At 70.2% G+C, this 24,416-nt stretch carries 21 protein-coding genes; 15 read left to right on the plus strand and 6 right to left on the minus strand.

What is annotated here, in order from left to right; translation table 11 throughout:
* Positions 1-6: 6 nt before the first annotated feature.
* Both ACWGI8_RS03015 and ACWGI8_RS03020 read right to left on the minus strand, forming a co-directional pair.
* Complete coding sequence (locus tag ACWGI8_RS03015; RefSeq protein WP_453658108.1) at positions 7-987, minus strand: formylglycine-generating enzyme family protein; 981 nt, start codon at positions 985-987, stop codon at positions 7-9.
* 109 nt (positions 988-1,096) lie between these two features.
* A complete protein-coding gene (locus ACWGI8_RS03020) occupies positions 1,097-2,776 on the minus strand; it encodes a SulP family inorganic anion transporter (protein WP_453658110.1) in 1,680 nt (559 codons plus the stop codon).
* A 340-nt stretch (positions 2,777-3,116) separates the two neighbouring features.
* Between ACWGI8_RS03020 and ACWGI8_RS03025 the strand changes: the two genes are divergently transcribed.
* The 3 genes from ACWGI8_RS03025 to ACWGI8_RS03035 all read left to right on the plus strand — a co-directional run bounded on the left by ACWGI8_RS03025 (position 3,117) and on the right by ACWGI8_RS03035 (position 7,086).
* Positions 3,117-4,109: a magnesium transporter CorA family protein gene (locus ACWGI8_RS03025; protein WP_453658112.1), complete on the plus strand. Its 993-nt coding sequence runs from the start codon at positions 3,117-3,119 to the stop codon at positions 4,107-4,109.
* Between the two features lie 370 nt (positions 4,110-4,479).
* A complete protein-coding gene (locus ACWGI8_RS03030; RefSeq protein ID WP_453658114.1) occupies positions 4,480-5,718 on the plus strand; it encodes a PP2C family protein-serine/threonine phosphatase in 1,239 nt (412 codons plus the stop codon).
* Positions 5,719-5,817: 99 nt separating this feature from the next.
* A complete protein-coding gene (locus tag ACWGI8_RS03035) occupies positions 5,818-7,086 on the plus strand; it encodes an ATP-binding protein (protein ID WP_453658116.1) in 1,269 nt (422 codons plus the stop codon).
* 52 nt (positions 7,087-7,138) lie between these two features.
* Here ACWGI8_RS03035 and ACWGI8_RS03040 read toward each other — a convergent pair whose 3' ends face one another.
* Entirely contained in the window at positions 7,139-7,624 is a 486-nt protein-coding gene (locus tag ACWGI8_RS03040) for a DUF5994 family protein (protein WP_453658118.1), read from the minus strand.
* Positions 7,625-7,904: 280 nt separating this feature from the next.
* Between ACWGI8_RS03040 and ACWGI8_RS03045 the strand changes: the two genes are divergently transcribed.
* The gene (locus ACWGI8_RS03045) at positions 7,905-8,195 is read left to right on the plus strand and encodes a DUF5994 family protein (RefSeq protein WP_453658120.1); all 291 of its coding nucleotides are present in this window, start codon (positions 7,905-7,907) and stop codon (positions 8,193-8,195) included.
* 245 nt (positions 8,196-8,440) lie between these two features.
* Positions 8,441-8,704 (plus strand): hypothetical protein, encoded by a 264-nt coding sequence (locus tag ACWGI8_RS03050; protein ID WP_453658122.1) that lies wholly within the window; start codon positions 8,441-8,443, stop codon positions 8,702-8,704.
* Between the two features lie 210 nt (positions 8,705-8,914).
* On the opposite strand, the gene ACWGI8_RS03055 is transcribed toward ACWGI8_RS03050, so the two are convergent.
* A complete protein-coding gene (locus ACWGI8_RS03055; RefSeq protein WP_453658124.1) occupies positions 8,915-10,108 on the minus strand; it encodes an RtcB family protein in 1,194 nt (397 codons plus the stop codon).
* A gap of 230 nt (positions 10,109-10,338) precedes the next feature.
* Here ACWGI8_RS03055 and ACWGI8_RS03060 point away from each other — a divergent pair, with 230 nt between their 5' ends.
* From ACWGI8_RS03060 to ACWGI8_RS03075, 4 genes are all read left to right on the plus strand, one after another.
* Positions 10,339-11,205 (plus strand): DUF3558 domain-containing protein, encoded by an 867-nt coding sequence (locus tag ACWGI8_RS03060; protein WP_453658126.1) that lies wholly within the window; start codon positions 10,339-10,341, stop codon positions 11,203-11,205.
* Positions 11,206-11,384: 179 nt separating this feature from the next.
* Entirely contained in the window at positions 11,385-12,107 is a 723-nt protein-coding gene (locus tag ACWGI8_RS03065; RefSeq protein ID WP_453658128.1) for a DUF3558 family protein, read from the plus strand.
* Positions 12,108-12,367: 260 nt separating this feature from the next.
* Entirely contained in the window at positions 12,368-13,843 is a 1,476-nt protein-coding gene (locus ACWGI8_RS03070; RefSeq protein WP_453658130.1) for a DUF2637 domain-containing protein, read from the plus strand.
* Between the two features lie 556 nt (positions 13,844-14,399).
* Positions 14,400-15,443, plus strand: coding sequence for an NAD-dependent epimerase/dehydratase family protein (locus ACWGI8_RS03075; RefSeq protein WP_453658132.1), 1,044 nt, complete (start codon positions 14,400-14,402; stop codon positions 15,441-15,443).
* A 136-nt stretch (positions 15,444-15,579) separates the two neighbouring features.
* On the opposite strand, the gene ACWGI8_RS03080 is transcribed toward ACWGI8_RS03075, so the two are convergent.
* Positions 15,580-16,977 carry an IS1380 family transposase gene (locus tag ACWGI8_RS03080; RefSeq protein WP_453658134.1) on the minus strand — a complete coding sequence of 466 codons (1,398 nt, stop codon included), beginning with the start codon at positions 16,975-16,977 and terminating at the stop codon, positions 15,580-15,582.
* Between the two features lie 149 nt (positions 16,978-17,126).
* Complete coding sequence (locus ACWGI8_RS03085; protein WP_453658136.1) at positions 17,127-18,449, minus strand: DNA-binding protein; 1,323 nt, start codon at positions 18,447-18,449, stop codon at positions 17,127-17,129.
* A gap of 315 nt (positions 18,450-18,764) precedes the next feature.
* Here ACWGI8_RS03085 and ACWGI8_RS03090 point away from each other — a divergent pair, with 315 nt between their 5' ends.
* The 6 genes from ACWGI8_RS03090 (at position 18,765) to ACWGI8_RS03115 (ending at position 24,359) form a co-directional block, all read left to right on the plus strand.
* Positions 18,765-19,175, plus strand: a complete 411-nt coding sequence (locus tag ACWGI8_RS03090; RefSeq protein ID WP_453658138.1) for a hypothetical protein — start codon at positions 18,765-18,767, stop codon at positions 19,173-19,175.
* Positions 19,172-19,408 (plus strand): hypothetical protein, encoded by a 237-nt coding sequence (locus tag ACWGI8_RS03095; protein WP_453658140.1) that lies wholly within the window; start codon positions 19,172-19,174, stop codon positions 19,406-19,408. The genes ACWGI8_RS03090 and ACWGI8_RS03095 overlap by 4 nt, the downstream gene beginning before the upstream one ends.
* Positions 19,409-20,088: 680 nt before the next feature.
* Positions 20,089-21,339 (plus strand): TfuA-like protein, encoded by a 1,251-nt coding sequence (locus tag ACWGI8_RS03100; RefSeq protein WP_453658142.1) that lies wholly within the window; start codon positions 20,089-20,091, stop codon positions 21,337-21,339.
* Positions 21,326-22,471 carry a YcaO-like family protein gene (locus ACWGI8_RS03105; protein ID WP_453658144.1) on the plus strand — a complete coding sequence of 382 codons (1,146 nt, stop codon included), beginning with the start codon at positions 21,326-21,328 and terminating at the stop codon, positions 22,469-22,471. Before ACWGI8_RS03100 ends, ACWGI8_RS03105 begins: the two co-directional genes overlap by 14 nt.
* Positions 22,468-23,349 carry a class I SAM-dependent methyltransferase gene (locus ACWGI8_RS03110; RefSeq protein ID WP_453658146.1) on the plus strand — a complete coding sequence of 294 codons (882 nt, stop codon included), beginning with the start codon at positions 22,468-22,470 and terminating at the stop codon, positions 23,347-23,349. The genes ACWGI8_RS03105 and ACWGI8_RS03110 overlap by 4 nt, the downstream gene beginning before the upstream one ends.
* Positions 23,346-24,359, plus strand: a complete 1,014-nt coding sequence (locus ACWGI8_RS03115; protein WP_453658148.1) for an NAD(P)H-dependent glycerol-3-phosphate dehydrogenase — start codon at positions 23,346-23,348, stop codon at positions 24,357-24,359. Before ACWGI8_RS03110 ends, ACWGI8_RS03115 begins: the two co-directional genes overlap by 4 nt.
* The last annotated feature ends 57 nt before the right edge of the window (positions 24,360-24,416 follow it).

The raw sequence follows: 24,416 nt of genomic DNA on the forward strand, positions 1-24,416 counted from the left end.
GGCCCGTCAGGAAGACCGGACGGGCCCGGCGTCCGCCGCGCAGCGGAAGCCCTGGTGGCCGGTGCTGCTGTCGGGGGTGCTGGAGCTGCGGGCGGCCACTCGGTAGCGGCGGCAGTAGGACTCATGGCACAAGTACGAGCCGCCGCGGATGACCCGGGCGTCGCCGAGCGCGGGACCGGTGGGGTTGTCCCCGGGACTCCGGGCGTAGTAGTCCGGCGAGTACCGGTCGGCGCACCACTCCCAGACGTTGCCGCACGTGTTGTACAGGCCGTGGCCGTTGGCCGGGTAGGCGGTCACCGGGGCGGTGCCGTACCAGCCGTCCGGGCGGGTGTGGTGGTCGGGGAAGCGGCCCTGCCACACGTTCATCCGGCGCTCCCCGCCGGGCTCCAGCTCGTTCCCCCAGGGGAAGGTTGCCTGTTCCAGGCCGCCGCGAGCGGCGTACTCCCACTCCGCCTCGGTCGGCAGCCGCTTGCCCGCCCAGGCCGCGTACGCGCGGGCGTCGTTGAAGGAGACATGCACCACCGGATGGTCTGCGCGGCCCGCGAGGTCGGAGCCGGGGCCTTCGGGGTGGCGCCAGTGAGCGCCGTGGACCTGGCGCCACCAGGGGGCCGCCGCGACGGCCCGGGTGTCGGGATGGCCGGGCGCCAGCAGCCCGGCGAAGACGAACGACCAGCCGTACCTCTCGGCCTCCGTCACGTATCCCGTCGCAGCGGTGAAGGCGCCGAAATCGACGTTGGACACAGCGCAGCGGTCGATCCAGTACGGCGCGAGCTCGACCTCGTGAACGGGGCCCTCGCCGTCACCCCGCACCGCCCAGCTGTGGTCGGACCCCATGAGGAACACGGCCGCGTCCAGCAGCACCATGTCCTCGCGCGAAGGGCCGGTGTCCGCAGCGGTCACGGGGCGGGCGCCAAAGGGCTCGGCCACCGCCGCCGTCGGCTCGGGCCGGGAGGGGCTGCAGCAGCCGGACCGCACCTGACCCTCCATCGCCCATCCCTTCCGCACGGAACGCAGGACACCTCCGGCGATTCTGGATCACGGATGCGGTGGGGACGGTGGCCGACACGGCGTCTCGCACCGGCGGAACCGGCGCATGTCAGGGCTGCTGCAAGGCGGCGTATGCCTCGCGCACGGTGGGGAAGACGGGCAGGTCCCGGGTGGCGCCGTCGTGGTAGGGATTGGCGCGCAACACGGCCAGGACCTGTTCCCGGGGGCGGGCGACGACCAGCTCGCAGTGGCGTGCCCGCAGGTCGACCGTGAGCTGGGCCAGCACCTCCGCCGCTGTGGCGTCGAGATGGAACACCGCCTCGGCGTCCAGGACCACATGGCGCGGATACGTCGACCGGGCAGCCGCCAGAGTGAGGACCCGGTGGTGGATGCGGTTGGCGTTGGCGAAGAACAACGGCGCGTCCACACGGTAGATCAGCACGTCCGGATCGACGCGCTCATCGGGGGCCACCTCATGGGGCGGACGGCCGTCGTCCGTGACGGTAAGGACGGCGTCGTGAGGCCAGGCGACACGGCGGAGCAGCTGCAGCAGAGCGAGGATGACGGCCACCAGCAAGCCGTAGAGCACGCCGAGGGCCAGCACGCATGCCGCGGTCGCCAGCGCCAGTAGACCTTCCGTCCGCCAGCCGTGCCACAGCCGCCGGAAGCCCGCGACATCGATCAGGCGTGCGGCCGACACCATGACCACGGCGGCCAGCACCGTCGTCGGCAGCAGCCCGATCACCGGACCGGTCGTGAGCAGGCCGACCACCACGAAGCCGGCGCAGGCCAGCTGGAACAGCTGGGAGTGCGCCCCCGCACTCTGTGCGGACAGAGTGCGCTGGGTGCTGGCCATCGCCGGGAAGCCACCCAGAGCGCCCGCGCCCGCGTTCGCCGCACCGATGGCGACCGACTCCCGCACCAGGGAGACCCCCGGCCCGGCGGAGGCGCCCGTCCGGCGCAGGGCCGCCGTCCCCTCGATCGAGGCGATCATCGCCATACCGGCCGCGGCCGGCAGCAACGCCCACACGTCCCCGGCGGTCACCTCCGGCCAGGTCGGGGCGGGGAGGCCGCCGGAGATGCGGCCGGTCATCTCCACGCCGTGACCGGCCAGGTCCGCGGCGGCCGACACGGCGACCGCCGCGACGCAGACAACGGGTGTGGCGACAGCGTGCAGGAACCGGACCCGCTTGAGCAGGACGAGCGCCACCAGCGAAGCCACACCGACCGCGGCGGTCACCACCTGCACCTGGTCCAGATGGGTGAGCACCTCCCACAGTTCGACCATGGGGTGGTGGCTGTGCGTCCTCACTCCGACCAGCTTGCCCACCTGGCTGGCCATGATCTGCACCGCCGTTCCTGCCAGGTAGCCGAGCACCACCGGCGCCGACAAGAACGTGGCAAGGCCCCGCAACCGCCCCGGCAGCAGGAGCATGGCCCCCGTCAACAGCGCCAGACATGCCGCCAGGGACGCCGCACGGTCGGCGTCGCCGCCGGCCCGCGCGCTCACCGCCGTGAACGTCATGATCGCCAGGGTCGACGAAGGGCCGACTGCCATGATCCGCGTGGACGTCACCAGGGCGAACACCACCATCGCCGCCACCGTGGTGTACAGACCGGCAACCGGGCGCAGACCAGCCAGCTGTCCATAGGCCAGGCTCTGCGGCACCAGCGTCACCGCGACCGCGAACCCCGCCACGACATCCCCGCGCACCCGGCGTGCCGAACAGTGCCGTAACTGCCCGAGCAGCGGCACCACACCCGCCGCGGACACCCGACGTACCGTCACCCGGTCATTGTCCGAAGCCACTCCGGTCATCTGCGGTACGAACCACAGGGCAGCCGCGTATTTCGCCGTCCCGGCCTACGACCTGCCCGCCGGCGAACGCGCCCGGCTCCGCGATACCGGGGCCGCGATGCCGATGCCGAAGACCCGTCACCTGTTCGGGGGCCTTAACCGATGCACCGCCGGGAACGGCTGGAGAGTGCCACCGGTCAGGGGCCACCGGTGTGCACATGGCGCCGCCGGCCGGCCCCTGTCGGCAAGACGCAGACACAGCCGCTGAAAGGAGAGCCGGACCGGGGACCTGTCTCCGCATTACACAACTCGGGATCCACGGTGAGGAACGATGATCGTATCGGTCGTGTCGATGCCCGAAGGGACCGTCGCCCGCGCATCCCTGTCGCAGGCCCGGGAGCATCTCGCGGCCTCCGGTTTCGTGATCGTGGACGTCGAGCGGGGTGCCGAGCCATGGACCGAGGACCAGCCGCTCTCCCGCATGCTCGGCCTGGAGGCCGAGGGCTGGACCTGGCTCGGCACGGAGAGCGAGCCCGAGAGGGCGGAGTTCCACGGAGGCGGTGCCGGGTTCGTCGTTCCCGTGATCCAGGCCGACGAGGTCACCCATGTCCATGTCGTGGTGTCCGAGCAGTACCTGATCACCGTTCATCAAGAACCCGTCGAGCTGATCGACACCTTCACCTCCAGGTTGCCGCACGACAGACCGTCCGACCCCGTGATCGCGCTGTTCCTGCTGCTGCAGGGAGCACTGGAGACCTTCCGCCGGGCAACCAGGCAGACCCTGCTGGAGGTGGAGGACATCGAGGACGAGATGCTCCAGGAGCGACGGCAACAACAGATCCTCGGCCTTGCCCTGCTGCGGCGGCGGGCGGCCCGGCTGCATCGCGCGTTCCTGCCGTACTCCGAGGCGACACAACAGGTCCTCACGCGCAGGACTGCGGGCAGCGACGTCTCCGAGCAGCGACAGACGATGAACCGCTCCTATCAGAGCGATATGCAACAGGTACTGGCGAACATCGAATCGCTCCAGGACGCCGCCCGCCGCGCCAGCGGCAGCTACTCGTCCCTCGTGGCCGACGAGCAGAACCACGTGATCAACAGACTCACCATTGTGTCGACCATCTTCCTGCCGCTGTCGTACCTGACCGGATTCTTCGGCATGGACTTCAGCTACCTGACCAGCGGACTGACGGGCAAGGGAGCCTTCTGGCTGCTCGGCATCGGATTGCAGGTGGTGGCCGTCGCCGGCTCCCTCTACGTGCTGAAACGCAGACAGCTCTGGCGTCACATGCGGAACAACGGGTCTCGCGATGCACCGGACTGACCAGCTGCCCCGGCCTTGCCCTGCACGAGAAGGTCCTTGCGCAACCACGGCGGTGGGCGCGGCGCCGCCGGGCCGTCCGCACGGGGCGACATGCCGCTGATGGAGCAATAGGGCGGGCGTGCGCATCGCGCGCTGCACGCTGCTCTCGTCGGTCCGTGTCGTATCGCGCCGGGAGTCCATGTGCACAGATCCTTCGCAAGGATCCACGAGAACCTCTGCCGCGGCCGCAATCCGCTCCACACGGCTCACGGGCTGTTCCGGTTGGGGCTCCGACGTCCCGCCTGGTGCGAAGTCGTACGGCTCGGCACCGGTCAGAGGGCCGGCACGGCCTCCACGGCCGCGCCTTACGGCACAGTTGCGAGCCACAGCGTTGACGGGCGGTGAGGGACGACCTCGCGAGGGGGTTCCGGACCGGTCGGAGAGTTTCGGAGAGGAGCTTCTGGGGGCGCTGCTGGACCGGGGGCACGCGCTGCCGCCGCACCTGCTCGGGCCGCTCGTCGCGGAGGAGGTGGACAGGCTCGGTGGCCGCGAGACCTCGATCCTCTTGCAGGACTACGGTCAGTTGTCGCTGGTGCCGTTGTCGGGCAAGGGGCTGACGTCCGGTGTTCCGCAGCTGATCGACGACTCCGACGCCGGCCGCGTCTTTCAGGAGTCGCGCCGGATCGAGCTGCCGCGGGCCGACGGCGTGCGGGTCTACCTGCCTCTGCTGGACGGCGGCGATCAGGTGGGCGTCATGGCCGTCACGCTGGACAGCATCGATGACGACGACCGGCGGCTGCTGCGCAGGATCGCCGCTCTGGTCGCCGACATGCTGGTGACCAAGCACAGTTACACCGATCTGTTCTTCCGTGCCCGGCGCAGAGAACCGATGAGTGTCGCGGCGGAGATCCAGTGGTCTCTGCTGCCGCCGCTGGCCATGTCCATGCCCCAGGTCGCGGTGTCCGGGGTCCTGGAGCCCGCCTACGACGTGGCCGGCGACAGCTTCGACTACGCCCTCAACGGCGACGTTCTGCATGTGGCCATGATCGATGCGATGGGTCACGGTCTGGACGCGGCCACGATGGCCACTGTGGCCATCGGCGCCTATCGGCATGCCCGACGTATCAGCATCGGCTTGTCGGAGATCTATGCGTTCATGGACCGGGCGATCGCCGAACAGTTCGGCCCCGACCACTTCGTGACTGCCCAGATGATGCGGCTCAACACAAGTACGGGACGTCTTCAGTGGGTCAATGCGGGGCACCCTGCTCCCCTTCTGATCCGCGGGCACCGTGTCGTCCGGCGGCTCCACGGTCCGACCACGCTGCCTGTCGGCTTCGGTGGTCAGGAGCCGGAGATCAGCGAGCTGGCCCTCGACCACGGAGACCGCATCATGTGCTTCACCGACGGCTTGATCGAGGAGCACGAGGTCGGTGGCGAGGAATTCGGCGAGCAACAGCTCATTGACTGGGTGAACAGCCTCGAGACTGCCGCGCTAGGGGTGCGAGCGGTGGCCCGCTCCCTTTCCCACACGCTCAAGCGCGCACGGGGCGGGATCACGACGGACGATGCGACGCTTCTTCTGATCGAGTGGCGCGGCGCCACCGCGGAGCACTTGGCTGCCCTGTAATGCAGATTCCCCTATGCATGACCGGGCGCCCGCGGTCCGGTCGTCGCACCGCAGGCAGCGGTTGATGATGGGAGTACGGCTCAGCACACGGAGCTGATCATGACCGGTTGGCTTATCAGGGACTACTCCCAGGACGATCTCGAGGCGGTGATCCGCGTCGATGCGGAGAGCGGAACGACCGGAGAGCCTCCGCTCTTCCAGTTGTCCGACGCTGTGGCGGCCCTCCAAGCGCCCCATCCGGCCGTGGTGGCGGTAGCGGACGAGCTGGTGGTCGGGGCCGCGGTGAGCAGAGTGGAGGGCGACAGGGCGTGGATCCTGCGCATCTGCATGGCGCCCACCTGGCGGCACATGGGGCTGGGCAGTGCTCTGATCACGGCCCTGGAGCACCGGCTCTTCGCCGGCGGCGTCCGCGCGGTGCACGCGGTCCTGCCCGAGGGAGAGACCGGTGCCGCCGCGCTGCGCAACTGCGACTTCGACGCCCGCTCGGGCCTGGTCTTCTTCGAAAAGCGCGGGCCGGTGACTCCCCAGGCGATCAGCATGCTGTCCTCGCTCGGAGCGGTGCTGCCGCCCGGAGGACTGTGGCAGAGAGTCGCGGGCATGCGACGGGAAAAACTGCTCATCGAGCGCCGCCTCGTCCTGCCGCTGGCCCATCCCGAAATGGCCGCCCAGCACGGAGTGGAGCTGCCTCGCGCGGTCATGCTGTTCGGTCCGCCCGGAACAGGCAAGAACACCTTCGCCCACGCGATCGCCAGCCGCCTGGGGTGGCCCTTTCTCGAACTGTTCCCCGCACGCCTCGCCGCCGAGTACGGGCTGGCGGCCGGGCTGAACCGACGCTTCGACGAGATCTCCCAGCTCGACCACGTCCTGGTCTTCATCGACGAGGTCGAAGAGGTCGCCGGCACACGCAGCGGCGCGGACGCGACCGCGGTCGGCATCGTCAACGAGCTGCTCAAGGCGATCGTCCGGTTCCGAAGCCAGGACGGCCGACTGCTCGTCTGCGCCACCAACAACGTGACCACGCTGGATTCGGCCTTCCTGCGGCACGGCCGCTTCGATTACGTACTGCCCATCGGCCCTCCCGACCACAGCGCCAGGACCGCGCTGTGGGAGAGCTACCTTGCACAAGCGGGCGCGGAGGCCGACAGCACGGCACTCGCGTCCGCCACTGAGGGGTTCACCCCCGCCGACATCGCCCACGTCGCTCGTACCGTCTCCCAGGCTCAGTTCGAGCGGACCTTCGACACCGGGACCCGGGCCCGCCCCACCACAGCCGACTACCTGGACACGATCCGCGAGACCCAACCCACGGTCAGCAGCTCCATGGCCCAGGAGTTCGCGGACCAGAGCGAGACGTTCGCCCGTATCTAGGGCCTGTCCGGTGGATCAGCCGCGTCCGGGAGCGCTCGGCCGCCGGCGGAAGTCACGTCGGGGGACGTGACGGGTCGGTGCTGGTATCGATGAGAATCTGGTGAGCCTCGGTGACGTTGTCGGCGCGGACCGCCCTGGCCATGGCGGCGCGTGCTGCGTCAGGAGTCGTGTCCGGTGGGACCACCAGCAGGGTGAAATAGTCCTGATCGCCGCGGGTGACAAGCACGGTGTCGTCACCGACCGGGAAGGAGTCGATATGCACGACCTGGTCGTCGACGATCAGCCGTGTCGGCAGATCCTCCCAGGCAGTGGCGTCCAGTCCGACGCGGGTGACAGGTCCGACGTATTCGGTCAGCGCGCTGACCAGTGAGGGAAGCTCGGCACCGATGTCCCTGGATCGCGGCCACCACGCGCCGTCCAGGATTCCCTCGCGGGCATGCGTCGTCTCCAGCCTCAGCAGGGCCGTCCCGGGCCTCACGGACTGGTGGATCGCGTCAGGCAAAAGCCTGGGAGTGTCGGGGGTGTCGGAATCGGCCATGGTGTCCGCCCGTCCTCGGGGCAGTGCATCCCGCGCTGTAAGGGCGCGCTGTAAGTGACCTCGCCTCCTCACCGTACTCCGCGTACCGGGCCCGCGAGCGCCCCAGGCTGGTGTTCCCGGATCCGAGAATGCCTGGTCATGCGCACATTCCAGCCATGTCGACCGGAGTAGGGTGGAAGCACGGGGAGCGCTTCGCGCACCGGCTCCCATGCCGGTGCCGTTCTCGGCGAGCAGTTGCACCGGCACGTCGAAGTCAAGCTTCGGGGGACAGGTCCGCGCCATGACCACAACCATCGAACGTCCGACCCTCAATGAGCGCGTCCCACCGCCGGCCCGCCCGTCCCTGACCCCGGCGGGGTCCGCCCCAGGACTCCTCGACGGCCCCTGGTGGCCTCGCTCCCGCGACCTGTCCCGTGAACTCCCCGCCCTCCTCGACCCGCCGGACGCACGCTGGGGACGGATCACGCGTGTCACGGTGCTCTCCTGCACCGCCGGCCGTTCGCCACATCGGCGACGGATGCCCATCAAAGGACGCGAGGGCGTGAAGAGACGCGAGGGCGTGAAGAGGTGAAGTGAAGTCGTCGTAGGGAGCGTCATCGCTGTGGCCGTGATCATTGCCGTGATCACCGTTGGAACGGCCTCCAGCGCCGGCAGCCGGCAGCCCGCCTCACCGGTCCGCCCGCCATCGATGCACATAGCAAGCATCGCCAGACCCACAAACCTCACGCGCTGCCCCTGGCTGGTGGAGGCGGACGGGACTTTCGAGGCGTTGCGACCGGCCGCAGATCATGTCCTCGAGCACACGGAGACTTCAGGATGAATTCCTCGCATCACATGCCCTCTGCCGGGCACGCCGAGGTGCGTATCGTCGCGTCGGAGCCCGAGATCGCCCGCCGGGTCGCGGAGGTGCTGCGTCGTTGCTTCGCCGCCACCGAGCAGCGCAGCTACCCGGCCAATCCTGACGGCGGGACCCGCCTTCATCTCACGCTGGACACCACCCAAGCGTCCGAGCCTGCTCGGTCATGGCTGCTGACCAGCGAGTCCACCTGGGACGACCGCCCGCAGGCCGACGAGGTCTGAGGCGGCCGTCGCAGGCGCTGACGTACGGCCGGGAAAGCGGACCGCCTCACCGACAATTCGCCCCGCATCGGTGCCGGACCGAGAAAGTGGCACTCATGGCAGTCCTGGCCGCTGCCTGCACCTACCTGGCGGGCGAGGGACTGGTCGTGGTCGACTGGACAACCCACAACCTCGGCGCACCCGCAGGAAGCAGGGCGTCGATCGCTGGAGTCAGCCCTTCACGCAGATGACCTGCTTCAGCTTCGCGACGACCTCCACCAGGTCGCGCTGCTGGTCGATGACCTTCTCGATGGGCTTGTACGCGCCCGGGATCTCGTCCACGACCCCGGAGTCCTTGCGGCACTCCACGCCCCGCGTCTGCTCCTCCAGGTCCCGCGTCGAGAACTTCCGCTTCGCCGCGGTCCGGCTCATCCTCCGGCCCGCGCCGTGCGACGCCGAGTTGAAGGACTTCGCGTTCCCCAGGCCCTTCACGATGTACGAACCGGTGCCCATCGAGCCCGGGATGATCCCGAAGTCGCCGGAGCCCGCGCGGATCGCGCCCTTACGGGTGACCAGCAGGTCCATGCCCTCGTACCGCTCTTCCGCCACATAGTTGTGGTGGCAGGAGATGACCTGGTCGAAGGTGACCTTGGCCTTCCTGAACTCCTTGCGGACGACTTCCTGGAAGAGTCCCATCATGATCGCGCGGTTGTACTTCGCGTACTCCTGCGCCCAGAAGAGATCGTTCCGGTACGCCGCCATCTGCGGGGTGTCCGCGATGAAGACCGCCAGGTCGCGGTCGACCAGACCCTGGTTGTGCGGCAGCTTCTGGGCCTCGCCCATGTGGTACTCGGCGAGCTCCTTGCCGATGTTCCGCGACCCGGAGTGGAGCATCAGCCACACGGATCCGGACTCATCGATGCAGAACTCCACGAAGTGGTTGCCGGCTCCGAGCGTTCCCATCTGCTTCGTCGCCCGCTCCCGACGGAACTTCACCGCATCCGCCACCCCGTCGAACCGCGACCAGAGGTCGTCGAACCCCGCCACCGGGAGTCCGTACACCCGGCCCGGATCCACCGGGTCGCCGTGCATGCCGCGGCCGACCGGGATGGCCTGCTCGATCTTGGAGCGGAGCCGGGACAGGTCGCCCGGCAGATCGTTCGCGGTGAGGGAGGTCTTCACCGCCGACATTCCGCAGCCGATGTCGACACCGACCGCCGCCGGGCAGACCGCACCGTGCATCGCGATCACGGAGCCGACCGTCGCGCCCTTGCCGTAGTGCACGTCCGGCATCACGGCGAGCCCCTTGATCCAGGGCAACGTCGCAACGTTCTGCAACTGCTGCATCGCGCCGCTCTCGACCGTGGACGGGTCCGTCCACATCCGGATCGGGACCTTCGCCCCGGGCACCTCTACATACGACATATTTCCCCAACTCCCCCGAAAGGCCTAAAACGCAAAAACCGGAGCCAAGGTCAGCGAAAGGGACAGCGGACCGGCGTTCACAGCAGCGCGTGCGATACACATTGTGTTCATCGGCCTGCATCGGGCGGCAAGCAGTTTTCACCGCGGACACAACCGCGAGCACAACCGCGGACACAACCGCCGACACAGCGGCCCGAAGAGAAGACGGAAGAGAAGGGAGCCTGGGAAACGTGCAGCGAAAGGCGTACGCACCCGGCCTCGCGGCGCTCCTCGTGGCGCTCGTCACCGGCTGCACCGCAGCGTCCGGCGGCGACGGCTCCGCCACCGGCTCCAAGGCCGGCGAGGCCGCCGGCTCCGCCGCCCCGCCCGGCAAGTACCGCACGCTCTACGAGCCCTGCGGCGCGGTCGAGCGCGCCACTCTCAAGGACCTGCTCCCCGGCGCCGCGCAACTCCCGGAGGACCAGCAGGACAAGGTGTTCCGCGGCACGGCGGCCGTCACGTACGACACCGACCGCCGCGTCGGCTGCAGCTGGAAGGCCGATTCGCCGGACGCCTCGAACCACCTCCGTATCGATGTCGAGCGCGTCGTCTCGTACGACCCCGACGTCAGCGACGACGACCGGGCGCAGGAGGTCTACGCAACGAAGCAGGACGCGGCGGAGCTGCCTCCCCCGGCAGCCACGGGCGGGCAGGGGCAGGGGGCCAAGATCCCGAGCGGCACCCCCTCCACGCCCACCTCGTCCGGCTCCGGCGCCACGCCCCCGGCCGGTGCCACCACCCCCACGAACGCCCCGACCGGAGCCCCCGGCGGATCCGCTCCGGGATCGGCCACCGGCACCCCCGCCGCCCCCGAGGGCCTGGAGCCCCGCGTGCTCGACGGCCTCGGCGACGCCGCGTTCCTCGACGACGTCCTCACCCGCGCCGGTTCCACCGCGCAGCACCGGACCGTGAGCGTGGTGTTCCGCACATCGAACGTGATCGTGACCGTCGAGTACGGCGAGCAGCCGGCCCGTACGACAGAGGTCCCGGACAGCAAGGAACTGCAGGAAAAGGCCCAGGGTCTGGCCCGGAAGCTCGCCGAGCGGTTCAACGACTAGCGCCCGCGCTCCGCCCCCGCCGAGCTGATTGCCGAGCCATCCGGATCCGTCACCCGGTCCCGCCGGACGACCCCGGCGTCGTACCGTGTCGGCGTACTGTGGCCGCCCGGAAGACCCGGACCGTCCGCCCCGCACCGCACCACACCGGCGGAGCGTACGACTCACCGACTGAAGGAACCATGCACCGAACAGCCCCGCGACTCACCCGCATACTCGCCTGCGCCGCCGTCCCGGTGATGCTCGTCGTCGCCGGCTGCTCGTCGGACTCCGACAGCAACAAGGATTCGAGCGCCGGCTCGTCCTCCTCCGGCTCGTCCTCCCCCGGCACGCAGCAGTCCGCGACGGCCGTCGAGCCCGCGAAGTACGCCAAGCTGCCCCAGCCCTGCAAGGCGATCTCCTCGAAGACGGTCGAGGAGCTGGTGCCGAAGGTGAAGAACAAGTCGGGCACGGCCGGCACCTCCAGCGACACGAGCTCCCGCGGCGGCTGCTCCTGGAACGGTCTGGAGGACAAGGGAGTGAAGGGCTCGAACTACCGCTGGCTCGACGTCTCCTTCCTGCGGTACGAGTCCGAGGCCGGCCTGGGCAGCGGCGAGCAGCGCGCCAAGGACGCGTACGCGAAGGAGGTCGCCAAGGTCCAGGACACCGAGGGGGCCAAGAGCGTCAAGAACTCCCCCGCGGCGGGTGTCGGCGACGAGGCGACGGCGATCAGCTACGGCCTCACCAAGACCGGCGAGGACTTCAAGTACGCAACGATCGTGGCGCGCACGGGCAATGTCGTGGTCACGCTCGGCTACAACGGTGCCGGTTACGCGGGGGCCAAGACACCGGACGCGTCGGCGCTGATGAAGGACGCGGTGACGGCGGCCAAGGAGGCCGCGGCCTCGGTCGCGAAGGCCAACTAGGCCAACAACAGGACGGCCGGGCCGTTCGGCTGATCGTCCGGATCGGCCGGCCGATCCGACCGAGCCGACCGAGCCGGACGGGCGGCGAAAGCGCGCCGCCCGCTCCACACCCGACCGCCACACCCGGCAACAGCTGTTGACCGTCCCCGGCAGGCGCCCGGCCGGAGCCCGGACCTCCCCGGAGGCTCGGGCTCCGGACCCGTGTGCCAGGCTTGGGCCGCGCCACGGCGCCAGAATTCGATACTGGGAGGGGATCGCGGGTGGCCGCGATGCAGCTGACACGCACGCACCGCATACTCATCGGCGTCGTCGTGGCCGGAGCGGTGGTCATCGCCGCGATCGGCTTCGCCGGGTCGTACGCCGCCGTACGCGAGCTCGCCGAGAAGAAGGGCTTCGGCGACTTCTCCCTGGTCTTCCCCATAGGCATCGACGCGGGCATCTGTGTGCTGCTCGCCCTCGACCTCCTGCTGACCTGGATCAGGATCCCGTTCCCGCTGCTGCGCCAGACGGCGTGGCTGCTGACGGCGGCGACGATCGCGTTCAACGGCGCCGCCGCCTGGCCCGACCCGCTCGGCGTCGGTATGCACGCCGTCATCCCGGTGCTGTTCGTCGTAGCCGTCGAGGCCGCCCGCCACGCGGTGGGCCGGATCGCGGACATCACGGCCGACAAGCACATGGAGGGGGTGCGCCTCACCCGCTGGCTGCTCTCCCCCGTCCCCACGTTCCGGCTGTGGCGCCGGATGAAGCTGTGGGAGCTGCGCTCGTACGAGCAGGTCATCAAGCTCGAACAGGACCGGCTGATCTACCAGGCCCGACTGCAGGCCCGCTTCGGCCGTGCCTGGCGCCGCAAGGCCCCGGTCGAGGCGCTGATGCCGCTGCGGCTCGCGAAGTACGGCGTCCCGCTGGCCGAGACGGCCCCCGCAGGGCTGGCCGCCGCCGGAATCGACCCGGGTCCTTCCCCAGTGGAGCACCACGATGTGCCAGCCCTCGAAGCAGAACTGGGCGATGAGCACCAACGGGCATTCGATCCCAACGAACCGAGTCCCGCCACCCCCAGGCCCCACCTGCAGGAATCGGTCTCACACCCCACCACGCAGCAGCAGCCCCTCAACGGCAGCGGCCCCGACCACCAAAACCCCAGGTTCACGGCCCCACAGATCCCGCGCCAGACGTACCGAAGCTCCGACGACCCAACCATCGGCGAGGACATGACGCCCGTCACGGTCACTACCCCCGCCTCCCGCCATCATCCAGCAGGCCGGCGCGTAGCGGTCCCGTCCGCAACCAGCCCCGAACCGGCCAGCGCCGTGACACCGGCCAAGGAGGCGGCAGACCTCTCCCCAAACTCCGAACAGCAGGAAAAGGCCCTGCCGTTGACCACGGTTGACCGGTACTACCAGGCCTGGACTGACTACCTCCAGACGCACGAAACGGAACCGAAAGACAGCGCCCTCTCCCAGTTCCTTGCCGATCGTGGCATGTACGGCCGCGACGGCACCCCCGTCAGCCCCTCCACCCTGCGCCGCTATCTCCCCGCGTTCCGCATCTACGCCGCGTGGACACAGCACCTGGAACAGCATGGCGTCGAGCCCACGGCCGAACAACTCGCCCAGCTCCTGGCCAGCCTCGGCTACACCGGAAAGCCCTACACCACACCAAATCTGGAAAAACTCCTCAATGACTTCCCACGACGCCGCGCCGCACTCAACCCCAGGTCAGCAACCCCTGCCATCTGACCCGCGGAAATGGGAAACAACTCATGGGAATCGCTGCCTTGCGCTTTGACTCGGATGCCACGGCTTTGCCGGAAGCCCACGACGCTCAGCTGCGGACGCTGCACACCTGGCTGGGCGGGACGGCGGACATAGCCGTCTACCACCGCCGTGCGCTCATGCACGTTGCCGCGTCCGGACGCGTGAATGCCACCCCCATACAGCGCGCTGTGGCCGTCGTAAGAGATTGCTCGACCCATGTAGGGCCTGCCCGTAGACCCGCGGCCCCGGGGTTGGCTGTCGCCGTGCGGCGCCACGCCTCGTACTGGCGCGAGCGGTACGCCGGCGACCCGGTGCGGCTGTGGGTGCGTTGCCGTCATGAGGGTCACCAGCCGAGGACCTTACCTACAACGTGACCGTCGTCGACCCCCGGTGACCGCTTTTCGCCCGCCCACTGCTCCGGATCGAGAACGCGCTCAGTTTGGGGACGGGCCGCGCAGTGGTGCTCCTTGGAGTCGCGATCCGCCCCGACCGCGCCCCCGCTTCCGCGAGCGCCGTCACGGCGGGCAGGATCAGACTCATGCGAATTCTGGTCCTGGGCGGAACATGGTTCCTTGGTAAAGAGATCGTCTCCGGTGCGCTCCGGCGTGGCTGGGAGGTGGTGACGTTCAACCGGGGTCGCTCCGGTTTTGATGTCCCCAGCGTGGATGCCGTCCGCGGTGACCGGACTGTCGTCGGGGACCTACGACGTCTCGCTGCTGCGGGACCGTGGGATGCGGTGGTGGACACGTCCAGCTCGGAACTGCCGCCCCGTGACGTTCTCCTGGCCGCGCGTGCTCTGGCCGGTCAGGTCGGGCGGTGGGTGCACATCTCCACCGTGTCTGTATACGCCGGCTGGCCTCACCACCCGCTCACGGAGGCAGCTCCGCTTCTCGACTGCCCGCCGGACGCCGACGAGACGTTTGGCTACACCGGTGCGGACGGCTCGCCCACGAAGTACGGGTTCCAGAAGGCGGGCGGCGAGCGGGCCGTGTCCGAAGCGCTCGGCGACCGGGCGGTGTTCCTGCGGCCCGGCGTGATCCTTGGTCCCGGCGAATACGTCGGCCGTCTGCCCTGGTGGCTGGCCCGCGCCGAGCGTGGCGGGCGCATCATGGCCCCGGACCCGGCCGACCGGCGCATTCAGCCGGTCGATGTCCGCGACGTGGCCGCTTTCGCCCTTGACCAGGCCGCCAGCGCCGGCGCCGACGCAGCGTTCAACGTCGCCCATCCCGAGGGGCTGACCTTCGCCGAGTTCCTGACCGCCTGCCTGGCCGTGACCGGCGGTGCAGGACGGCCCGTCTGGGTCTCCTCGGAAGACCTGATCCACCACGGCGTCAGGCAGTGGACGGAACTTCCGCTGTGGCGCACACATGCCGGGGTGTGGGCGGTGGACTCCTCGCGGGCCGTGGCCGCCGGTCTGGCCTGCCGCCCGCTGCGCGAGACGATCGCCGACACCTGGGCATGGCTCCAGGCCGACGGCCGGCCTGTCGCGCATCCGCGGTGGTCTGAACACGGCATCGCCCCCGAGAAAGAGGCCAAGATTCTGGCGTCTCTCCCTAAGCCTCGATCCACCGACGTGGTCTGAGGGTGATGTTCTGACGGGTGTCTGAGCCGGTTTCGGGTCGGTGTCTGTGGTTGGGCAGGTGGTATCCGCTGGTCTGCCCAGCTTTTCCACGGTTCGGTTCCGGTCGGGGCCCTGGCGGGCGGGGTGGTCAGGGAGGTCAGGCTGGTTCGGGCGGCGCGTGGACGGTGTCGAACAGGTGCGTCCAGGCGTGCTGCCAGGGCCAGTTGTGGGGCAGGTGCAGCGTGACACGGCGGGCTGAGCGGGCGACCCTGGCGGGAACGTGGATCAGGTGGGCGCGCAAGGTGGCGGTGGTGGCCTTGGTGTGGAAGGCGGAGGTCAGTGCGCCGGTGGCCCGCAGCAGGTTGTAGGCCATGGCCCACAGGGTGAGCCAGGCGGCGTTGGCGTGGAAGCGCCCGGAGGGCAGGTGGGCCAGGGCGGAGGCTTTGCTGTCGGCGATGACCTGCTCGACGACGGCGTGGTGGCGGTGTTCCCGCTCGGCCTGGAGCATCGGCGCGGGATTGTCGGTGAAGAACGGGTGGTAGCGCCAGACGGGGAACAACTCGCCCTGCTCTCCCACGATGGCGGGTTTGGCCAGGTCGCGAACCCGGCGCACGATCAGCCGGGCGGTGACCCGCTCGCTCTTCTTGCGGCTCGCGAACGCGGTGTATGCGGGTATCTCGGCGACCTCCGCATCCGAGATGAGCTCACCGGTGTCGGGATCGGGTACCGCGCTTGGGTAACTGATCTGCTGCCATGCCCCGTCCGGGATGCTGTGGACGGCGCGTTTGACGGAGGGATTCATGCCGCAGGTGAGGGAGAAGCGGGCGCCGGCCCGCCGGCAGGCAGCGATCACACCGGCGTTGTAGAACTGCGCGTCCGCGCGCAGGATCCGCGTGCCGGTGCAGCCGGCCTCGCGGGCGGTGGCCAGCGCCTCACTGACAAGTTTCGGGGCGCCGCGGGAGTCGGCCGCCTTGCCGCGACGCATCCGCACGGCGGCGATCACCGGCCGCGAGTTGGGGGTGCAGATGGTGGCCAGCAGGGGATGCAGGGTGCGGACGCCCTTGAACCGGCCGTACTCCGCGCCCTGCTTGGTGCGGCCGTAGACGCGTTTGTGGGTGGAATCGACATCGATGAACACCGTCTGCCCCGCGCCGGGCAGCAGCGGGGTGTGCGTGGCCAGTGCGGCCAGGAATCTGCGGTGCACGGCATGGAGCTGGAGCGCGTGACCGTGGGTGAACGCACGCAGGAACGTGCCGAGCGTGGACGGGGCACGTGTACCTGCGAACAACACGGGCATCGCACCGTGCCGCAGGACGTGAAGGCCGTCGATGCTGTCCGCGCCTGCGGCCATGCCGGCCACGATGCTGGTGACCTTGGCGTCCGCCCCGGCACCCGCGCCGTTCTTCGCCCCGGTCAGCTTCACCTTCTCCGCCACCAGACGGGCAAGCCCGCACCGCTCGGCCAGCCGCATCACCGGAACCAGCCCGGCATGCGCGACCAGATTCGTGTCATCGAACGCGGCGGACACCGCCGAAGCGGCATGGGAAGATTGCATCTCGCGGATGTTCTCTTGCTCTGTGGATGTGGAACCGTAGGAAGTCCCATCATCCCAGCTCAGAGGGCATCCGCCTCTTCATGTCCAAGCCCTGGACCGGCCATTGCTCGGTGGATCGAGGCTAAGGCGAACGGCTGACGGCGCGCGGGTCAGCCTTCCAGGGCGGCAAGCGGGCCGCCGCCGGTTCCCAGCTGGCGCTGGGCGGACAGGCGGGTGAAGTCCTCAATGCGCTCGCCAAGTTCCCCGGCGAGTGTGGCGCCCCTGAACCGCTCGCTGGTCAGGGCGCGCCGCACCCGTGCTGTACGGGTCAGAAGTCCGGTAGCGCGCTGGTCACGCGGGACCGCCCACACCCGTTCGAGGGCATCGGCCGCCCCGTCGAGGTCTCCGCGCAGCAGCCGGGCGGCAGCCAGATCCGCCCCGGCCCCGCCGACCACCCGAGCCGAACGCAGCGCCGCCGGTCGCTCGGCCGCCAGCGCCAGAGCCCTCTTTGCGGTCGTCTCCGCCTGGGCCCCGTCGCCGAGCACCAGGCAGGTCGAACTGTTAGACATCGCCAGTCGCTCACGCGTGAACCCGAACTCACCGCCCACGCCGTCGTGAAGGTCGTCTGTCGCCCCTTGCCCGTCAGCCTGCGAGGCGTCCAGCGCTCGCTGGGCGGCCGCAGGGTTCCCGAGGTAGCCGAAGGCGCGGGCCTCGATCGCCGCCAGCCTGCGCCTCGCCACATCCCCCAGGCCTGTGAATGTCTGGGCCTGCCGTGCCAGCCGTGCGGCCTCCGCTGGCTGATCCTGGAAGTAGGCGATGTAGGCGAGCGTCCCGTCGGCGAACGCGCGCAGCGGATCGAACCGCGCCACCTCGCCGTACAGGGCTGCCGATCGAGACAGCCTTTTGGCACCGTCCAGTGACCCGAGATCGAAGGCGGCCGTGGCCAGCAGCGCGCACGCCTGGCCCGCGACGATGACAAGCTCCTGCGCCTGCGCCGGGACCTGGGTGCGGCCGCGGGCTGTCTCGGCCTCCTCGCGGAGTTCCCGGGCGCGCTGGAACATGTCGAACGGGGCCTGCGTGCTGTACGTGCGTGCCAGCATGGCCACGTCGTCTCGCAGTTGGTCAAGGGAGGTGTCCGAGATAGAAGCGGCGGCAGCCTCGGCGGCCTCGTTCTGGGCGTCACGTGCAGTCATCGCAATTTCGTCTTCCAGGTTGAACGCGGGTTCGGGTGCCACAGAGGGAGGCGCATCCAACAGCGCTGCCGCGCCGACATTGAACATGTGCTCAAGCACGGCGCATGCCTCCGGGCCCGGAAGGGTCTGAACCTTCCCGGCCGTCCAGCGGCGGAACTGCGCCTCGGACACGGTCAGATTCCGCGATGCCTCGTCGAGCACCTGAGCAGCCGCGCGACGGAATGCACGCTCGAAGTCCTTGTAACGCCAGCGGCGCTGATCAACTAAGACCTTCAGTAGCGTCCGAGCCGTCTTACTCATGTCGCTCCCCGGTCTTTTGGCGCCTTCACGCCGACGCTTCCCTCACTGGAAGGGGAACCGCCAACGCCACGGCAGCGCAACACCCCCACCGCACATGACACGTTGACGCTACCCGAACGCCATCAAGGTCACCTGAAAGAGCCTCAGATGGCACCCGGTGCGGCATGGCGACGCCACCCGGAGTGGGCGGAATCTGTGCGTCGTCGCTCGATGCTCCGCAATCCGCAGATACCGGAGCCCGACCGGCGTTCGGCCCTGCTGTCTCTCGTTGCCCCGTGGGGGATGGCAGGGCACCCCCGACCCGAGGCGATGACGATGACCAGATCCGGCGCCACAGAGCAGGCGCAGCCACCCACCACCGCGCCGCCACCCACTTCCGCGGTCCTGTACGTGTACGTCGAGCGCGGCCAGCTGACCCCGTCGGTTCCGGCCGAGCGTGCCGAGCAGGAAGGCCGCGCGTTCGCTAGCGCCCGCGGCCTGGACCTGACAGAGGTGATCACCGACCCGTACGGGGAGGCTGATCCCCTGCACCGTGAGGGGTGGATGCGCGTGCGGGAACTCGCCTCCTCCGGCGCCGTCGGGACGGTCCTTGTCCGCTGGCCCGCGGTGATCGCCCCCGAGGCGGCGCACGAGTACCGGCACCGCGAGATCAGGTGGCTCATGAATCACGGCGTCACCGTGCGGTACACGTGGCCGCCGCTCGCAATCGGGGGTGAGATCAAGTGAGCGCCGTTATCGGACTCGGTCACCGCTCGCACCGCTGGCTCGGCCGGGAGGTCACCGACACAGCGACCGGTAGGCGCGGCATCCTGCGGGCCATCGCGCCGGACGGCAGCCGGCCCAAGCCTGTCGCGTGGCTGTCGCCGGCAGGCGGCGGCAGGGAGTGGACGACGGCCCCGTCCTCCCTCGCCGACCCGGCTCCGCTCATCCCGGACAGCCACCCGAAGGCAGCACGGTGAGCGCCCGATGGGCTGGCGTCACCGAGCCGCACTTACGCCCAGCACCCCGGCACGCCCGGCCTGCGCCGCTGCCGTGGCGTGACCGGCTCACGCTCGGGCTCGGTCTGCCGCTGATGTCGCTGGGCGCGCTCGGCGTGACGACACAAGCCCGCGCCGACCAGGTCGCGGCCGTCGCCCCAGACCCTCCGCCGTCAGACACCGTCCCGGCCCGGCCCGATCCCGACCCAGACCGGTAGGGCATCCGACCGTCTTCGTAGGACCACCGGCGGGACCGGGCCGGACGTCACACCCCGGTCCCGCCGGTCCACTGCTCCGCCGTCACCGCACCCCCTTCTTTCCTCCCACGCTCGGGGCACGGTGAGGGCGGGATACGCCCCCGCGCGGATCATCCGCCGTCGGGGCCACCAAAGAGAGCGGCGCACAGATTGGCCGCTCAATTCCCTTCCCTAGGAGGTACGTCATGGCATCCAAGTCCCAGGCAGCCGCCGCTCGCACCGCAGAGCCGGTGCAGGAGAACGAGAAGATCACCGGGCCCGTGGTGGTCGCCGTCGACGTCGAGGACGAGGAGTAGTCCTCTCTCACGTTCGCGTCCTGACCTGGGCGTCCCTCCCTTCTCGCCGGTCTCGCGGGTCCGGGAGGGGCGCCCTTCGCGCTTCATCGTGGAGGTCACAGTGATTCACGTGTTCGTCGGACCGACGCTGCCGAGTTCCGAGCCTCAGCTTGCCGCTGTGGGCGTGCGGGTGTGTCCGCCCGTGCGGCACGGGGACTTGTTCGATGCCGCGATCCGCGGCGGGGACACCGTGGTGATCATCGACGGGGTGTATCACCAGGCGCCGGCGCTGCGCCACAAGGAGATCCTGGCCGTGATGGGCCGGGGGGTTCGCGTCATCGGGGCGGCGAGCATCGGCGCGCTGCGGGCGGCCGAGCTGATGCCCTTCGGGATGCTCGGGGTCGGCAGCATCTACACCGCCTATGTCCGAGGGGAGATCGATGGCGACGACGAGGTGGCGGTCGGGCAGGCCCTGGACGGCGACTGGGAGTCGCTGACCTGGCCGGTGGTCAATCTCCGCCACGTCGTTCAGCTGGCCCGAGCAGCGGGTGTGCTCGACGGCGAGCGGGCCGCTGATCTGCTGGCAGCTCTGCGAGCGGTCTACTACCCGCAGCGCACGCCGGCCGCGGTGTGGGCCGTGTGCCGCCGCCGGGGCGAGACGGAGTTCGCCGAGTGGCTGGACGAACGGCGGCAGAATGACCGGCACTTCGGCGATCTGAAGCGCGCCGACGCCCTCGCTTCCGTGCGCATCGCACTCGGCGGCCGGGCACCGCAAGCCAACTCCCTGCCTCCGCCCACATGGGAGTCGACGTACTTCCGGCGGTGGTCCAACGCCTTCGCCCGCGACCACATTGACGGCCTGGAGCTGTCCACCGAGGACCGCCTTGTCTATCAGCAGGTGTTCGACCCTGCGTTCCGTCAGACGTGGGCAGGGTTCCTCGAACACCGCTCCCTCCACCCGGCCAGCGGGTCGGGCTTGCCGCTTGAGGTGCGGTTGGCCCAGGTCACCGGCGGGGACCTGCCCGCCGATCGGGTTTTCCACCCGGCGATCGACCTGCGGGACAAGACAACCGTGTCCCTGCTGCTGGCTGGCGAGAGCAAGCAAGACCGCCAGGCTGTTGCCCGGTACGCCGCCGCTCTCGCGCGGGAACGCCGCAGCCGCCCCGGGTTCTCGACCCAAGCGGTACGTGACGACCTCACCCGCCGGTTCCTGTTGCGAGTGTGGCAGTGCCCTGAGCAGGACTTCGACGCGGAGGCGTCTGCGCGCGGGCTCGTCTGCGGGGCGCGGGCGGTCGAGGTGGCCAAGCGGCTCATGCCCGGGTTCCTGGATGAGATGAACGAGACAACCGAGCGAACGGAGGCGACCTGTGGTGGGCGTTGACGAACTGGTGGCGCTGCCGGGCACGGTGCGTGCCCGGGTGCCAGAGGAGACGTGGGAGGCCGTGGCCGGACGCCTGCCGGACTTCGGCATCACCCGGGTCGCGGACCTGACCGGCCTGGACTGCATCGGGCTGCCGGTATGGACCGCGATCCGGCCCGCCTCGCGGACCCTGAGCACGTCCCAGGGCAAGGGCGCCACCGGCCTTCTGGCGAAATTGTCGGCGGTCATGGAGGCGATCGAGCTGTGGCACGTCGAGCAGCCGCTGCCGGTAGAGGCCCACGGCCCGGCCGGTGAGGTTGCCCCTGACTGCCCCGTGGCCTCGCTGCCGCTGACCGTCCCGTACCCCACGCACACCCTTGCCCGGATGGTGTGGGAGTGGACTCCCGGCACCGGCCTGGTCCGCGGCGAGAAGGTGCTGCTGCCGGTCGATCTGGTCCGACGCCGAGTACAGCGGCCCGAGTGGCGCCCGGATCTGCTGCGCGCGACCAGCACCGGCCTGGCGTGCGGTAACACCCGGGACGAGGCGCTGCTGCACGGCCTGTTCGAGGTGGTGGAGCGAGACGTGCTGTACCGGGACGGGCAGTTGGGCGGGCGGCGGCGCACCCTCATCGCACCCGGGACGGTCGACGACCCCCACGGCCGGGAGGTGATCGACCGGCTGGTGGCTGCGGGCATGGCGCTGGAGATCGCGCTGGTGGACGGCCCGTACGGGCTGCCGGTGTGTGTCGCCTACCTGTGGTCAGAGGACTATCCGGTCGTCTTCGCCGGCGGCGGCTGCCACAGCAACTCGGCGATCGCGCTGACCCGGGCGCTGACCGAGGCCGCGCAGTCCCGGCTGACCGCCATCGCCGGAACCCGGGACGACCTCCCTGACCCCGCATCATTCGACACCCCGCTCTTCCGCCCGGCGCAGACCACAGGGCTCACGCCGTGGCCGGACATGACGGACCACTTCGTCGCGGCCGACGGCGGCTTCGCAGAACAGGCCGGTCAGGTGGCTCGAAGCCTCGAGCGCGTCACCGGCCACGAGCCGGTGGCCCTGGACCTGTCCGACCTGGCCAGCCCCGTCCACGCCGTCCAGGTCGTCTGCCCCGGTACCCGTTCACGGATCAGGAGGTCAATGCCCCGATGAACCCCACCACCACGGGGGCGCCGCCCGCGCCCGCCGAACAACGCTCCGCCCAGTACGACGCCTTCCACGCCGCCCGTGCCCGCACCGATCTGGTCGCCCGCCTGTACGCCCAGGCGATGGGAGGGGACTACCCGGCCGAGGTCGCCGCCTCCAGCTCCTGCGACTGGCCCCTGTTGGGGCTGATGACCGCGCGGCTGCGAATCCGGCCGGGTCAGCTCCTCGTGGACGCGGGCTGCGGCACCGGCGGCATCGGCCTGTGGCTGGCCCGCGCCCTCGCCCTCCGCCTGGAGGGTTTCGACCTGTCCCCGGTCGCCGTCGCCCAAGCCACCGACCGCCGCCCCCACTTCTTCGGAAGCGGCACCGACCGCGCCGCCTTCCGCGTCGCCGAGCTGGAAGACACCGGCCTGCCCGACTCCAGCGCCCACGGCATCGTGTGCGTGGACGCCTTCAGCCGCGCCGCCGACCGGGACGCGGCAGTGCGCGAGCTCGGCCGCGTCCTGGCCCCGGGCGGACGGCTGGTCCTGACCCGGTCACTGCGGCGCGGCGCTGAACCGACTTGGCAGGAGCAGGCCCGTGCCGCCGGGCTCACGGTGGAGCACGTGGACGAACGCCCCGCAGAGCCCACGATGTGGGACCGGCTCTACCGGCTGTGGATCGCCCACGCCGACGAACTGCGGCGCGAGCTCGGCGAGGACCAGGCACAGAACATGCTGCGCGAGGCGCACCAGGTGCTCCCCGCACTGCCGGGCCGCCGCGCGGTCCTGCTGACCCTGCGGCGCCCCGCGGACGCCCCTGCGGCATCCGGCGCGGCCGATAGGATGCCCGGGCCCGGCCGCCAAGGTGACGGGCCCGCGTCCAGCGAGAGGACCCCGCAGTGAACCAGCACCGTTCCGCCCGTGCGACGGTGTTCTCGGCCGGGTCCTGGGGCACCGCCGTCGCCAAGATCATGGCCGACGCCGGCAGCACCGTCATCGTGCACGCCCGCCGCAGCGAGATCGCCGACGCCATCAACACCCGTCACCGCAACCCGGGCTACTTCCCGGACGTCGAGCTGCCCACCTCCCTCACGGCCACGACCGACCCGGCTGCCGCGCTGGACGGCGCGGACTACCTGGTGCTCTCCATCCCCGCGCAGTCCCTGCGGGCCAGCCTCGCCGCGTGGGCGCCGCACATCGGGCCCGAGACGGTGATCGTGTCGCTGATGAAGGGCATCGAACTGGCCAGCGGGCTGCGGGCGAGCCAGGTCATCACTGAGGTGACCGGCGTCTCTGCTGACCGGGTCGCGGTGCTGTCGGGCCCGAACCTGGCGCGCGAGATCATGGACGGCCAGCCCGCCGCCGCCACCATCGCCTGCCCCGACGAGAACGCCGCCCGCCGCTTCCAGCAGGCGTGCCACACCCCCTACTTCCGGCCCTACACCAGCACCGACGTGACCGGCTGCGAGCTGGGCGGCGCGGTGAAGAACGTCATCGCCCTGGCGGTCGGCATCGCCTCGGGCATGGGCCTGGGCGACAACGCCGCAGCCATGCTCGTCACCCGAGGGCTGGCGGAGACCACTCGGCTGGCCACGGCCATCGGCGCCCACCCTGCCACCCTCGCTGGCCTGGCCGGCCTGGGCGACCTAGTGGCCACCTGCTCCTCCCCGCTCTCCCGCAACCGCACCTTCGGCACCCACCTCGGTCACGGCCTGAGCGTCGAGCAAGCGACGGCCGCCACCCGGCAGACCACCGAGGGCGTCAAGTCCGCCGAGGCAATCCTCGCCCTGGCGCACGCCCACGACGTCGAGATGCCGATCACGGAAGTGATCTCCGCCCTGCTGCACGAGAAGGTCACCCTCGACCAGGCCGCGGCCGCGCTGATGCAGCGGCCCCCCAAACCCGAGCGCTGACCCCCGGCGCCCCCATCGCGGGGCCGCCCGCCCATCACCTTCACCCTCCCACCCGGA

Source organism: Streptomyces sp. NPDC054841 (assembly GCF_053611045.1).

What these genes read in the sequence shown, in the direction of transcription:
- ACWGI8_RS03015 (WP_453658108.1), bottom strand. Translation starts at nt 987, where the DNA reads ATGGAGGGTCAGGTGCGGTCCGGCTGCTGCAGCCCCTCCCGGCCCGAG.
- ACWGI8_RS03025 (WP_453658112.1), top strand. Translation starts at nt 3,117, where the DNA reads ATGATCGTATCGGTCGTGTCGATGCCCGAAGGGACCGTCGCCCGCGCA.
- ACWGI8_RS03035 (WP_453658116.1), top strand. Translation starts at nt 5,818, where the DNA reads ATGACCGGTTGGCTTATCAGGGACTACTCCCAGGACGATCTCGAGGCG.
- ACWGI8_RS03040 (WP_453658118.1), bottom strand. Translation starts at nt 7,624, where the DNA reads ATGGCCGATTCCGACACCCCCGACACTCCCAGGCTTTTGCCTGACGCG.
- ACWGI8_RS03045 (WP_453658120.1), top strand. Translation starts at nt 7,905, where the DNA reads ATGACCACAACCATCGAACGTCCGACCCTCAATGAGCGCGTCCCACCG.
- ACWGI8_RS03050 (WP_453658122.1), top strand. Translation starts at nt 8,441, where the DNA reads ATGAATTCCTCGCATCACATGCCCTCTGCCGGGCACGCCGAGGTGCGT.
- ACWGI8_RS03055 (WP_453658124.1), bottom strand. Translation starts at nt 10,108, where the DNA reads ATGTCGTATGTAGAGGTGCCCGGGGCGAAGGTCCCGATCCGGATGTGG.
- ACWGI8_RS03065 (WP_453658128.1), top strand. Translation starts at nt 11,385, where the DNA reads ATGCACCGAACAGCCCCGCGACTCACCCGCATACTCGCCTGCGCCGCC.
- ACWGI8_RS03075 (WP_453658132.1), top strand. Translation starts at nt 14,400, where the DNA reads ATGCGAATTCTGGTCCTGGGCGGAACATGGTTCCTTGGTAAAGAGATC.
- ACWGI8_RS03080 (WP_453658134.1), bottom strand. Translation starts at nt 16,977, where the DNA reads ATGCAATCTTCCCATGCCGCTTCGGCGGTGTCCGCCGCGTTCGATGAC.
- ACWGI8_RS03085 (WP_453658136.1), bottom strand. Translation starts at nt 18,449, where the DNA reads ATGAGTAAGACGGCTCGGACGCTACTGAAGGTCTTAGTTGATCAGCGC.
- ACWGI8_RS03090 (WP_453658138.1), top strand. Translation starts at nt 18,765, where the DNA reads ATGACCAGATCCGGCGCCACAGAGCAGGCGCAGCCACCCACCACCGCG.
- ACWGI8_RS03110 (WP_453658146.1), top strand. Translation starts at nt 22,468, where the DNA reads ATGAACCCCACCACCACGGGGGCGCCGCCCGCGCCCGCCGAACAACGC.